The 12,410-nt window shown below is 65.1% G+C and carries 11 protein-coding genes; 9 read left to right on the top strand and 2 right to left on the bottom strand.

Annotated features, from left to right (window positions below):
- Window positions 1-23: 23 nt before the first annotated feature.
- Entirely contained in the window at window positions 24-1,451 is a 1,428-nt protein-coding gene (locus U1700_RS11385; protein ID WP_332752775.1) for a DEAD/DEAH box helicase, read from the bottom strand.
- 109 nt (window positions 1,452-1,560) lie between these two features.
- Window positions 1,561-1,989: a hypothetical protein gene (locus U1700_RS11380; protein ID WP_332752774.1), complete on the bottom strand. Its 429-nt coding sequence runs from the start codon at window positions 1,987-1,989 to the stop codon at window positions 1,561-1,563.
- A 125-nt stretch (window positions 1,990-2,114) separates the two neighbouring features.
- Between U1700_RS11380 and U1700_RS11375 the strand changes: the two genes are divergently transcribed.
- From U1700_RS11375 to phoB, 9 genes are all read left to right on the top strand, one after another.
- The gene (locus U1700_RS11375) at window positions 2,115-3,317 is read left to right on the top strand and encodes an amino acid aminotransferase (RefSeq protein WP_332752773.1); all 1,203 of its coding nucleotides are present in this window, start codon (window positions 2,115-2,117) and stop codon (window positions 3,315-3,317) included.
- A gap of 107 nt (window positions 3,318-3,424) precedes the next feature.
- Window positions 3,425-4,459 (top strand): substrate-binding domain-containing protein, encoded by a 1,035-nt coding sequence (locus U1700_RS11370; protein ID WP_332752772.1) that lies wholly within the window; start codon window positions 3,425-3,427, stop codon window positions 4,457-4,459.
- An 87-nt stretch (window positions 4,460-4,546) separates the two neighbouring features.
- Complete coding sequence (locus U1700_RS11365) at window positions 4,547-6,145, top strand: OprO/OprP family phosphate-selective porin (RefSeq protein WP_332752771.1); 1,599 nt, start codon at window positions 4,547-4,549, stop codon at window positions 6,143-6,145.
- Between the two features lie 139 nt (window positions 6,146-6,284).
- On the top strand, window positions 6,285-7,319 hold the full coding sequence (locus tag U1700_RS11360; RefSeq protein WP_332752770.1) for a substrate-binding domain-containing protein: 1,035 nt from the start codon (window positions 6,285-6,287) through the stop codon (window positions 7,317-7,319).
- Between the two features lie 24 nt (window positions 7,320-7,343).
- Window positions 7,344-8,735 (top strand): phosphate ABC transporter permease subunit PstC, encoded by a 1,392-nt coding sequence (gene pstC, locus U1700_RS11355; protein WP_332752769.1) that lies wholly within the window; start codon window positions 7,344-7,346, stop codon window positions 8,733-8,735.
- The gene (pstA, locus tag U1700_RS11350) at window positions 8,728-9,981 is read left to right on the top strand and encodes a phosphate ABC transporter permease PstA (RefSeq protein WP_332752768.1); all 1,254 of its coding nucleotides are present in this window, start codon (window positions 8,728-8,730) and stop codon (window positions 9,979-9,981) included. The genes pstC and pstA overlap by 8 nt, the downstream gene beginning before the upstream one ends.
- Window positions 9,982-10,238: 257 nt before the next feature.
- The gene (gene pstB / locus U1700_RS11345; RefSeq protein WP_332753005.1) at window positions 10,239-10,985 is read left to right on the top strand and encodes a phosphate ABC transporter ATP-binding protein PstB; all 747 of its coding nucleotides are present in this window, start codon (window positions 10,239-10,241) and stop codon (window positions 10,983-10,985) included.
- Between the two features lie 17 nt (window positions 10,986-11,002).
- Entirely contained in the window at window positions 11,003-11,710 is a 708-nt protein-coding gene (gene phoU, locus U1700_RS11340) for a phosphate signaling complex protein PhoU (protein ID WP_332752767.1), read from the top strand.
- 1 nt (window position 11,711) lies between these two features.
- Window positions 11,712-12,410, top strand: coding sequence for a phosphate regulon transcriptional regulator PhoB (phoB, locus tag U1700_RS11335; protein ID WP_332752766.1), 699 nt, complete (start codon window positions 11,712-11,714; stop codon window positions 12,408-12,410).

The following is a 12,410-nucleotide window of genomic DNA, read 5'->3' as shown; positions in this document are numbered from 1 at the left end:
CGACCCGGGGTCCCGCTTCTCGTTCAGCTCGCCCCGAACGATAGGAAGCTCGGCATGGGGCCGTTCCACTCGGGGTCGGCGTCGGCAACCAATTTCGGCTCCTCGACCAGTTTTTCCTCGCGTTCGTAGCGCGGTTCCTCGCGGCGGGGGCGGTCCTGGCGGGGGGCGCGGTCGCGGCGGGGTTCTTCGGCGCGGGAGGCGCGTTCTGGCGCGGGTTCGGGCTTGGGGGCCGGGGCCGCTTTCGGGGCTGCCTTGGCGCGGGGGGTGCGTTCGCGCTTTTCGCGGGGGGCTTCTTCGCTTGCCGCTGGAGCAGCAGCAGGCGCGCCCTCACTCGCCCCATCGCCCGAGAACCGCGCGATCTTCGTCGCCGTCAGCTTTTCGATCGCCGCCACCGCTTCGGCGTCTTCCTTGGTCGCCAGCGTGATGGCGATGCCCTTCAGCCCCGCGCGCCCCGTCCGCCCGATGCGGTGAACATAGTCGTCGGGCTGCCACGGCACGTCGAAGTTGACGACATGACTCACACCCTTGACGTCCAGCCCGCGCGCGGCGACGTCGGACGCGACCAGGATCGTGATCGTGCCGTCCTTGAAGCGGTCGAACTCGGCGATGCGCTCGGCCTGTTCCATGTCGCCGTGGATCTGGCCGACCTTGAACCCCGATTTCTTCAGGCTAGTGGCAAGGTCGCGCACCGTAGTCTTGCGGTTCGAGAAGACGATCGCATTCTTGACCTCTTCATGACGCAGTACGTCGCGCAGCACGTCGCGCTTCTTGGCCGAGGTCGTGATGATCACGCGCTGTTCGATGTTGAGGTTGGCGCTGGCCGGGCGCGACACTTCGAGCATCTTGGGGTCGGTCAGGAACTTGTCGGCAAGCTTCTTGATCGGCGGCGGCATGGTCGCCGAGAACAGCAGGGTCTGGCGGCTCTTGGGCAGGCGCGAGCAGATTTCCTCGATGTCGGGAATGAACCCCATGTCGAGCATGCGGTCGGCCTCGTCGATCACCAGCAAATTGCAGCCGGTGAGCAATATCTTGCCGCGCCCGTAGAGGTCCATCAGGCGACCCGGAGTGGCGATCAGCACATCGACGCCCTTTTCGAGCGCTTTCACCTGGTCGCCCATCTGCACGCCGCCGATCAGCAGCGCCATCGAGAGCTTGTGATATTTGCCGTATTTCACGAAATTCTCGGCTACCTGAGCGGCGAGTTCGCGCGTCGGCTCGAGGATCAGGCTGCGTGGCATGCGCGCGCGGCTGCGGCCTTCGCCCAATATATCGATCATCGGCAGCACGAAAGCGGCGGTTTTGCCAGTGCCGGTCTGGGCGATGCCGATGATGTCCTTGCCCATCAGGACCGGGGGAATCGTGCCCTTCTGGATCGGCGTCGGCTCGTCATAGCCAGCTTCGGCGACGGCACGCAGCAAGGGGTCGGAAAGGCCGAGATCGGCAAAAGGCATACAGGGGTCCGGTCGGAAAGGCCGCAGCGGCGCCGCGACGAAGGCTCAGCCTAGAGCCGAAAAAGCGTAAAAAGTCAACGTGGGCGGCCCCGGGCAGGCAGGGGCCGGATCAGCGCTTGAACTGCGGCACCAGGCTACGGAATTTCTCGATCTTGCAGCTTCCGCCCATGCGCGAACTAATCTCGTCGCGCCGGGCGCACAGCCGCTCGTCCTCGGGCTGGACATAGAAGCCGTCATAGAAATCGAGCGCCGAGCAATCCTCGTCGATCCGCGCCCGCACCCGGCTGCGGTCGCGCAGCACGAAGTCGACGCTGTTCGGGCTCGACAGCAGCGCCGCGACAATCTCGGTCGCCGGGACGCATTTGGGGCCCTTCTGCTCGGTCCATTCGACCAGCGGCGATGCGGCGTGGGGGCGCACCGGGATTCGGAAGATCGTCGTCTGCTGGACGACGGTCACCCGGCTCACCACGCGCTGCGGCTCGGCTGACGACAGGCCAAGCAGCAGGGGAAGCGCACTGAGGAAGTGAAAAATATTCACGCGGACTTTTGGCTCATGACGTCCCCAAGAGCGGCAAGGGTTTGAACCTTGGCTGAATTTCACACGCCCGCAAGCCTTGGTTGCCGCTTTTGCGCCCGCGCCAATATGCCGCTAGACGGGATCCCATGCTCGACACGCTCAATCGTGCGCAGGCCCACGGCCTTGCTGCCCTCCCTCCGGTCGCCGCCGATTCGTTGCTGGCGCTGATCGCCATGTGCAATGCCGACACAAGGCCAGAAAAGATCGACGTCGGGGTCGGCGTCTATCGCGACGCTGCGGGTGGCACCCCGATCCCCAGGGCGGTCAAGGCGGCGGAGAAATTGCTGTGGGAGCGGCAGGAGACCAAGGCCTATCTCGGCGGCCGCGGCGATGCCCGCTTTGCCACGCTGCTCCGCCCGTTCGTGCTCGGTCGCCACGCCGATGATGGTCGCATCGACCAGCTCCAGACCCCCGGCGGCTGCGGCGCGCTTCGCCTCGGTTTCCAACTGGCCAAGCTGGCCAATCCGCAAGCGCAGGTGCTGCTCGGTGATCCGACCTGGCCCAATCATCCACCGATGGCAGGGGGCGTCGGCCTGGCCCTGTCCAACTACCCCTATTACGACCGCGACAACCGTCGCATCCGCTTCGATGAGATGATCGCCGCCTTGCGGGCCGGCCGACCCGGCGATGTCGCGCTGCTGCACGGCTGCTGCCACAATCCGACCGGCGCCGACCTCAGCGACGACCAGTGGGCCCAGGTGACGCAAGTGGTCGTCGAGCACGGGCTTCTGCCCTTCGTCGACCTCGCCTACCAGGGGCTGGGACGCGGACTGGAGCAGGATGCCGCCGGGCTCCACGGATTGCTCGACGTGTGCGATGAAGTGCTGGTCGCGCAAAGCTGCGACAAGAATTTCGGATCCTACCGCGACCGCGTCGGCGCGCTGTTCATCAAGACCGGAAGTCGCGAGACGACCGCTACCGCAATGGCGCACTTCCTTCAGATGTCTCGCGAAATGTGGTCGATGCCGCCCGACCATGGCGGCGCCGTCGTGCGAATCGTGCTCGATGACCCTGCCTTGCGCGCCGACTGGCTGGTCGAGCTTGACGCGATGCGCGCGCGGATCAACCAGGTCCGCGCGACGATCGCCGCTGCCGACCCGCGGCTCGCCTTCATCGGCGAACAATTTGGCATGTTCTCGATGCTGCCGCTGTCCAGGGCGCAGGTCGTCGCGCTTCGGGACGATCACGCCATCTACATGGCCGACAGCGGGCGCTTCAATGTCGTCGGCATGTCGGACGAGGCGCTTCCCCGCTTTATTGCTGCAGTGGTGGCGACGCTCGACGCCTGATTCCACGACTGTCACAATCATGTAACCGTCCCGTCATAACCGAGTCCCCAAACCGTCCTAATGGCGGCTTCAGCAGGCCGCACAGGGCGGCTTTCATGGGGACTCACATGACCAAGTTTTCACTCGGCCTCGCCACTGCGGCGCTGGCCCTGATTTCGAGCAACGCCGACGCCCGCACCAACATGCGCGCCGTCGGTTCGTCGACCGTCTATCCGTTCGCGCGCATCGTCAGCGAGAAGATCGGCCGCGCCAACCCGCGCCTCGGCACCCCGATCATCGAATCGACCGGCACCGGCGCCGGCATGAAGCTGTTTTGCGCCGGCGTCGGCGAGCGCTTCCCCGATGTCGAGAATGCCTCGCGCCGGATGAAGGCGTCCGAAGCCAAGCTGTGCGTGTCGAACGGCGTCACCCAGGTAACCGAGATTCAGGTCGGCCTCGACGGTGTCACGCTCGCCACCGCCAAGTCCACCGGAATGACCGGCGTTTCGCTCCGCGCCATCTACCTCGCGCTCGCCAAGACCCCGTTCGGCAAGACCAACACGTCGAAAACGTGGAAGGACGTCGACTCGCGCCTGCCGGCGCTTCCGATCCGCGTCTATGGTCCGCCCACCACCTCGGGCACGCGTGATGCGCTTGGCGAATTGCTGATGACCCCGGCGTGCGAAGAAAATGCCGGCATGGCCGCGATGAAGAAGAGCGATCCCGACAAGTTCAAGGCGATCTGCACCGGCGTCCGCACCGATGGCGCCTACATCGAAGCGGGCGAGAACGACAATCTCATCGTCCAGAAGCTTGAAGCCAACCCCGGCACGATCGGGATCTTCGGCTTCTCCTACCTCGAAGAAAATGCGGGCAAGCTCAAGGGCCTGAACGTCAACGCCGTAACGCCGACCTATGCGTCGATCTCGGGCTTCCAATATCCCGGCGCGCGTCCGCTCTACATCTACCTCAAGAACGCGCATGTGAACGCCATCCCGGCGATGCGCGCCTATGCTGCCGAATTCACCAAGGAAAGTGCCTTCGGTCCGAACGGCTATCTTCGCTCGCAGGGCGGGATGATCGCGGCGCCGAACAATGTCCGTGCCCGCAGCCAGAATGCCGCGCGCACGCTCTCGCCGCTCGACTTCAAGTCGCTCAAGTAATCGCGTGAAACAGTCGGGGCGCGTCGATCGCGGCGCGCCTCACGGGCCTCCTTATGGGAGGCGGGGAATTAGGGGAATTATTCGATCATGATCGCCACGACCATCCTGCGCTCGCTGCTTGCCGGCACTGCGCTTCTCGCCACGACCGGTGCACTCGCCCAGACCGCGACTCCGCCCGCCAGCCAGCCGGCCCAGGCCGACGCCAACGCCACCCCGGATCAGTCCGATGCCGCTGCCGATGCCGCCATCGCTGCCGCCGGCGCGGGAGACGAGGGCCAGGCCAGGATCGAACTGCTCACCCAGCAGGTCGAAGCGCTTCAGGCTCAGCTCGAGAATATCAAGACCGCGATGGTCAAGGTGACCCCTTCGTGGAAGGGCGCGACCCTGTTCGAGGACAAGGACGCTGGCTGGAGCTTCAAGCCCAAGGGCACGCTGCAGTTTGACGCCGGTTATGTCGGCTTCCCCAACGGCCAGCAGCTTGGCGGCGCGGGCGGTCAGAACTTCAACAACCTCGGCTTCAACACCCGTCTGCGCCGGGCGATCATCGGCGCCGAGGGCTCGCTTCCCGGCGGCTTTGGCTACAACGTCGAATTCAACTTCGCCCAGGGCACGGTTGACTATGAGGACATCCTGCTGAGCTATCAGCGCAAGGGCAGCCCGATCAAGATCCAGATCGGCAACTTTTACCCGATGTCGAGCCTCGAGACCGTTACCAGTTCGAAGTTCACCAGCTTCATGGAGCGCCCGGCGTTCACCGACGCGTTCAACTATAACCGCCGCCTCGGCGTGTCGGTCGCGCTGCTCGATCCCAAGACGGATCGGTTCACGCTGACCGCCGGCATGTTCAGCCAGGAGATCAACAACACCAGCTTCGCCCGTACCGGCTGGGAAGCCGGCGCTCGCGGCACCTTCTCGCCCAAGCTCGGCACGACCCAGCTTCACTTCGGCGTCAGCGGCCATCACCGCGTCAACCAGCGTGACCTGCAAGGCCAGACCTATCGCGCTCGTCCCGAACTTCAGACGACCGACATTCGCTTCGTCGATGCCGGTTCGGTGGCGTCGGACGGCGACGACAGCGTCGGGCTGGAATTCGCCGCCATCCACAAGGGCTTCCACTTCGCCGCCGAGGCGCAGAAGCTGTGGGTCCGTGGCTACCAGCCGTCGGACATCGTCAACTCGCCCAACAACTTCACCACCGGCACGCGCTATGTCGGCGATCCCTCGTTCGAGGGTGGCTATGCCGAGCTCGGCTATTATCTGACCGGCGAAACCCGCGCTTACAAGGGCGGCAAGTTCGACCGTACCAAGGTCCTCCACCCGTTCGACCAGGGCGGCTGGGGCGCGCTCCAGGTCAATGCGCGGGTTGACTACATCAACCTTAACCAGCGCGTCGGCACTGGCCCGGTAGGGACTTCGGTGGCGGCCAATCTCGCGGCGCCATACTACGTTAACGGCGGCCGCCAGATCGCGTATATGGCGGACCTGGTGTGGAGCCCGATGGATTATGTCCGCTTCACTGCGCAATATGCCCATCTCAACGTCACGGGCGGGCCGCGCGCCACGATCAACAGCGTCGCGTCGCCGGGGCTGCCCAACGGCATCTTCCCGATCGGCACGACCACGCCCGCCAACGAGCGCAAGTTCGGCGTCGATACTGCCGCCGTTCGCGCCCAGCTCGATTTCTAGTATCGCGTAACCGGCGCCGTGCCCTCCATCGGAAGGGCGCGGCGCCGCCATTTTTAAGTTCTACCGCGCGCCTTTCGGAAGGCCCGCAAAGCCGTTATCAGCCCCATGCGTATCGGGGCGCTGCTGAGAGGAAAGACCAATGACGAAACTGCCCTTGTTGATTCCCGCCATCGTGATGCTCGCCGCCTGCGGGTCGGGCAATTCGGGCAGCGGTGGCTCCTCGTCGAGCCAGATCAAGATCGTCGGTTCGTCGACCGTCTATCCCTTCACCACTGCAGTCGCCGAAGGCTTTCAGCGCGATAATCCGGGCACCCAGGTGATTGTCGAATCGACCGGCACCGGCGCCGGTATGAAACTCTTCTGCAAGGGTGTTGGCGGCGATACCCCCGACATGACCGACGCCTCGCGCGCCATCAAGAAGTCGGAATATGACGATTGCGCCAAGAATGGCGTGAAGCAGATCATCGAAGTCCCGATCGGCATCGACGGGCTGACCTTCATCCAGAACAAGGGCGCGCCGGCGCTCAGCCTGACCGTGCGCGACATCTACATGGCGCTCGCCGCCAACCCGTTCGGCAAGGGCCCCAACACCGCCAAGACCTGGAAAGACGTCAACCCGGCCTTGCCAGCGCAGAAGATCCACGTCATGGGCCCGCCGCCGACCAGCGGCACGCGTGACAGCCTCGCCGACCTCATCCTCACCAAGGGCTGCGAGACCGACCCCGCGTCCAAGGCGCTCAAGGACGACGCCAAGAAGGCGACCTGCACCAAGATCCGCGAAGACGGCGCCTATGTCGAAGCCGGCGAGAATGACAACCTCCTCGTCCAGAAGGTCGCGGTCGACAATGACACGATCGGCGTGCTCGGTTTCTCCTACCTCGACGAGAATGCCGACAAGGTGAAGGCCGTGACTCTCGGCGGCGTTTCGCCGACCGAAGCGACAATCGCCGACTTGTCCTACCCGGGCTCGCGCAAGCTGTTCATCTACGTCAAGGGCGACCACCTCGCGGTGAAACCCAAGATGAAGGAGTTCATCGCGGCCTATTCCAAGCTGTGGAGCAAGGGCGGTCTGCTCGAGAAGCGCGGTCTCGTGCCGTTCGCCGCGGCCGACGCCGCGACGTCGACCGCACAGGCCGCTGCACTCAAGCCGCTCGACGGCACCAACCTCAAGTAAACGACGGACGGCGAGCAGCACCTCATGACCCTGGGCCTTGCCCTACTCGGCGTGCTGCTCGTCGCCGCAATCGCAGCGGTGATCGCCTTTCGCCGCGCCTCGGCGCTTCGCGTCGCTCGGGCGAAAGGGGCGCGGCTCAACAGCCTGCCTATCTACCACGCTTTCTATGCGATCCTGTGGGCGACGCTCCCCGCGCTGCTCCTGCTTGCCGCCTGGTCCCCGGTCCAGACCCGGCTCGTCCAGCAGTCGGTTCTCTCCTCGCCCGAGGGCAAGGCGCTTCCGGACAGCGACATCCAGCGCGACAGCATATTGGGCGAAGCGCAGGACATCGCCAGCGGCAAGATCGAGGCCGGGTTCAACCCTCAGTCGACCACGCTCGCGCCCATGTTCAAGGCCGCCAGCAGCAAATATGCCAGCATCGGCGGGGCCTTCGCGCTCCTCGCCGCCATCGCCGGCGGGGCCTTTGCCGTTTCCCGCGTGAGATTCGAATTCCGCGCTCGCTCAGGGGTCGAGCGGTGGGTGATGCTGCTCCTCATGGCCGCCTCGACCGTCGCCATCCTGACGACCCTCGGCATCGTCCTGTCGCTGCTGTTCGAAAGCATTCGCTTCTTCAAGATGGTCCCCATCACCGACTTCCTGTTCGGCACCAGCTGGTCGCCGCAAATGGCGTTGCGCGCCGACCAGGCCGGATCGTCGGGCGAGTTCGGCTCGATCCCCCTCTTCTGGGGCACCGCCTTCATCGGTGCGATCATCGCCATGATCGTCGCCATTCCGCTTGGCCTGATGAGCGCCATCTTCCTCACCCAATATGCCGCGCCGTCGGTGCGCGCGTGGCTGAAACCGATCCTCGAGATTCTCGCCGGCGTTCCGACCGTCGTCTATGGCTATTTCGCCGCGCTGACCGTCGCCCCGATGGTCCGTGATTTCGGCGTGTCGATCGGCGTCACCTCGGCCAGCAGCGAAAGCGCGCTCGCCGCCGGGCTCGTCATGGGCATCATGATCATCCCGTTCGTCAGTTCGATGGCCGACGACAGCATCGCCGCCGTCCCCCAGGCGATGCGCGACGGCAGCCTCGCCCTTGGCGCCACCAAGTCCGAGACGATCAAGAAGGTCGTTCTTCCCGCCGCACTCCCCGGGGTCGTGGGCGGCGTCCTTCTCGCCGTCAGCCGCGCGATCGGTGAGACGATGATCGTCGTCATGGCCGCCGGCCTGTCCGCCAGCATGACCGCCAACCCGTTCCACGCGGTCACCACCGTCACCGTCCAGATCGTGCAATTGCTGACCGGCGACCAGGAATTCGACAGCGCGAAAACGCTCGCCGCCTTCGCGCTCGGCCTTGCGCTGTTCATCATCACGCTCATCCTGAACCTCATCGCGCTGACCGTGGTGCGCCGCTATCGGGAAGCATATGAGTAAGAGTCACGCTTCGCGCTGGGCCGACGGATCGATGCAGAAGCGCGTCGCGCGGCGCTATGCCGCCGAGCGCCGCTTCCGTGCCTTGGGCTTCATCGCCGTCGCCACTTCGGTCGCCTTCCTCGCTTTCCTGCTGTTCACCATGGCCTCGAAGGGCATCGGCGGCTTCACTCACACCGAGGCCAGGCTCCAGCTCGACCTGCCCAGGTCCGACGTCCTGATCGACCCCGCTACACTCAAGGGCCCCGACGCTGCGCAGATTGTCGCCCAGGCCAATCTCGAAGGCGCACTGACCCAGGCGGCAACCGCCACCTATGGCCCCGCCGCGGCCGAGATGTTCGGCGAAAGCGGCGTGCGCGAACTCGGCCGCAAGCTCGTCGCCGACCCCACTCTGCTGTCGCACCCGGCAGAAGTCTGGCTTCCCGTTTCGGGCAAGGTCGATGTCGCCGCCAAGGGCGATGCCGCCCCCGAACAGGAAGCGATCGTCGCCGCGATTAAGGCCAAGGACGGGCTTCGCCGCAGCTTCAACCTCGATTTCCTGACCGCGTCGGATGCTACCGATCCCTCTGCGGTTGGCGTATGGGGCGCGCTCAAAGGCAGCTTCCTGACGATCATCGTGACGATGGGCCTCGCCTTTCCGATCGGCGTGCTGACCGCGCTTTATCTCGAGGAATTTGCCCGCCGCAATCGCTGGACCGACCTCGTCGAAGTGTCGATCAACAACCTTGCCGCCGTGCCCTCGATCATCTTCGGGCTGCTCGGCCTCGCAGTGTTCCTCAACATCATGAACCTGCCGCGCTCGGCGCCGCTGGTCGGCGGCCTCACCCTCGCCCTGATGACCATGCCGGTCATCGTCATTGCCGGGCGCAACGCGATCAAGTCGGTCCCGCCCTCGATCCGCGATGCCGCGCTCGGCGTCGGCGCGTCGAAGATGCAGGTCGTCTTCCACCATGTCTTGCCCCTCGCGCTGCCCGGGATCCTGACCGGCACGATCATCGGCATGGCCCGCGCGCTGGGTGAGACGGCGCCGCTCCTCATGATCGGGATGCGCGCCTTCATCGCCACCCCGCCCGGCGGGATCGCCGACCCCGCGACGGTGCTTCCGGTGCAGATCTTCCTGTGGTCCGACGAGGTCGACCGCTCGTTCGTCGAAAAGACCAGTGCCGCGATCATCGTCCTGCTCGTCTTCATGCTGATGATGAACGGGCTCGCCATCTATCTCCGCAACCGCTTCGAGCGTCGCTGGTAGGCCCCGACATGGAAAACGAAAAAATGCCCCTCAATGCCACCACCCCGGTGCCGATGCCGTCGACCGCGATCGCCGCCGACGCGGCGCGTGACCAGCGGGACGAGATGGGCGGCCCCGACGGCGCGCCCGAGCCCTCGACACTGGACCAGCGTCCGCCCGCCAACCCCTCGGCCCCGGTCGTCGAAGTCGGCCCCGACGCGACCCTCGACACGGGTCCCGACTCTGGCCCCGACTCTGCCGCCGCCAAGCCCGCCAAGATGCACGCCGAGGACATCCACGTCTTCTATGGCGAGAAAGAAGCCCTCAAGGGCGTCTCGATCGACATCCACGACGACCGCGTAACCGCCTTCATCGGCCCGTCGGGCTGCGGCAAGTCGACCTTCCTGCGCTGCCTCAACCGCATGAACGACACTATTCCCGGTGCCCGTGTCACCGGCGAGATCACCCTCGACGGCAATGACATCAACGGCCCCGACATGGACGTCGTTCAGCTTCGCGCCCGCGTCGGCATGGTCTTCCAGAAGCCCAATCCCTTCCCGAAATCCATCTTCGAAAATGTCGCCTACGGCCCGCGCATCCACGGCCTCGCCCAGGGCAAAAGCGAACTCGACGCCATCGTCGAGAAAAGCCTCAAGCGCGCCGGCCTGTGGGACGAGGTCAAGGACCGCCTCCAGGAAAGTGGCACCGCTTTGTCCGGCGGGCAGCAGCAGCGCCTGTGCATCGCCCGCGCCATCGCCGTCGATCCCGAGGTCATCCTGATGGACGAGCCCTGCTCGGCACTGGACCCGATCGCGACCGCCAAGATCGAGGAGCTGATCCACGAGCTGCGCGGCCGTTACGCCATCGCCATCGTCACCCACAATATGCAGCAGGCCGCACGCGTGTCGCAACGCACCGCCTTCTTCCACCTTGGCGAAATGGTCGAATATGGCCGCACCAAGGACATTTTCACCAACCCGCGCGAAACCCGCACCCAGGATTATATCACCGGCCGCTACGGCTGAGTGGGAAGGACAAGGCCATGGCCACGACGACAAATGCGCCCGGCGGACACACGCTCAAGGCATTCGACGAGGATCTCGACCGGCTCCGCGCGCTCATTTCGCAGATGGGTGGGCTGGCCGAACACGCCATTCGCGAATCGATGCGGTGCCTGACGCAGCGCGATCTCGAAGGGGCGCTGCGGATCGTCGAGAATGACAAGAAGCTCGATGCGCTCGAGGTCGAGACCGAGCGTCGCGCAATCCAGATCCTCGCGCTTCGTGCCCCGATGGCGGGCGACCTTCGCGATATCGTCGCGGCGATGAAGATCTCCAGCGTTGTCGAACGCATCGGCGACTATGCCAAAAACATCGCCAAGCGCGTTCCGCTGATCGAAAATTCGGGCGCGATCGGGCCCTTGTCGCTGCTCCCCGAAATGGCGCGGATCGCGACCGAGATGGTCCATGACGTGCTCACCGCCTTCGTCGAGCGCGATGCCGAGGCTGCGCTCAGGGTCTCCGCCCGCGACCAGGCGGTCGACGATTTCTACAATTCGATCTTCCGCACGCTGCTGACCTTCATGATGGAAAATCCGCAGAACATCAGCCAGTCGGCGCACCTCCTGTTCGTCGCCAAGAACATCGAGCGCGTCGGCGATCATGCCACCAACATTGCCGAGATGGTCTATTATGCCGCCACTGGACAACATATGGCCGAACGCGCGCGCGGCGGCAGCGTCACCGACTGACATGACCCCCAAGCGCCTGCTGCTGGTCGAGGATGACAAGGCGATCGCCGAACTCGTCCAGTTTCACTTCGAACGCGAAGGCTATGTCGTCACCTCGACCGCCAATGGCGAGGAAGCGCTGATCCTGGTCGAGGAAGTTCGTCCCGACCTGATGGTCCTCGACTGGATGATCGAGGGGATAAGCGGGATCGAGCTGTGCCGCCGCCTGCGCCGCAAGCCCTCGACCGCCAACCTGCCTATCATCATGCTGACCGCGCGAGGCGAGGAGGATGATCGCCTGCGCGGGCTGGAAACCGGCGCCGACGATTATGTCACCAAGCCGTTCAGTCCCAAGGAACTCGTCGTCCGCGCGGCCGCGGTCCTGCGCCGGGTACGCCCCGCGCTGGCCGCCGAGACATTGGACTATGCCGGGCTCGAAATGGACATGGGCGCCCACCGCGTCCGCCGCGACGGCAAGGCGATCAATTTGGGCCCGACCGAATATCGCCTGCTGCGCCATTTCCTCGAACATCCCGGGCGGGTCTTCTCGCGCCAGCAACTGCTCGAAACCGTCTGGCCGCACAGCGAGGAAATCGAGCTGCGCACCGTCGACGTCCACATCCGCCGCCTGCGGATGGCGCTAGGCGAACATGGCGGCGGGGACTTGGTGCGAACGGTGAGAAGTGCCGGCTACGCCCTGGACTCCGAAGGCGTCGCTTAG

Source organism: Sphingomonas sp. RB1R13, assembly GCF_036663775.1.
Classification (GTDB): domain Bacteria; phylum Pseudomonadota; class Alphaproteobacteria; order Sphingomonadales; family Sphingomonadaceae; genus Sphingomicrobium.
This window is presented reverse-complemented; position numbering and strand designations above follow the sequence as displayed.

Bases quoted from the DNA above. Each gene is read 5' to 3' on its own strand.
- U1700_RS11365 (WP_332752771.1), top strand. From the start codon at position 4,547: ATGATCGCCACGACCATCCTGCGCTCGCTGCTTGCCGGCACTGCGCTT.
- U1700_RS11375 (WP_332752773.1), top strand. From the start codon at position 2,115: ATGCTCGACACGCTCAATCGTGCGCAGGCCCACGGCCTTGCTGCCCTC.
- pstA (WP_332752768.1), top strand. From the start codon at position 8,728: ATGAGTAAGAGTCACGCTTCGCGCTGGGCCGACGGATCGATGCAGAAG.
- U1700_RS11370 (WP_332752772.1), top strand. From the start codon at position 3,425: ATGACCAAGTTTTCACTCGGCCTCGCCACTGCGGCGCTGGCCCTGATT.
- U1700_RS11360 (WP_332752770.1), top strand. From the start codon at position 6,285: ATGACGAAACTGCCCTTGTTGATTCCCGCCATCGTGATGCTCGCCGCC.
- phoU (WP_332752767.1), top strand. From the start codon at position 11,003: ATGGCCACGACGACAAATGCGCCCGGCGGACACACGCTCAAGGCATTC.
- pstB (WP_332753005.1), top strand. From the start codon at position 10,239: ATGCACGCCGAGGACATCCACGTCTTCTATGGCGAGAAAGAAGCCCTC.
- phoB (WP_332752766.1), top strand. From the start codon at position 11,712: ATGACCCCCAAGCGCCTGCTGCTGGTCGAGGATGACAAGGCGATCGCC.
- pstC (WP_332752769.1), top strand. From the start codon at position 7,344: ATGACCCTGGGCCTTGCCCTACTCGGCGTGCTGCTCGTCGCCGCAATC.
- U1700_RS11385 (WP_332752775.1), bottom strand. From the start codon at position 1,451: ATGCCTTTTGCCGATCTCGGCCTTTCCGACCCCTTGCTGCGTGCCGTC.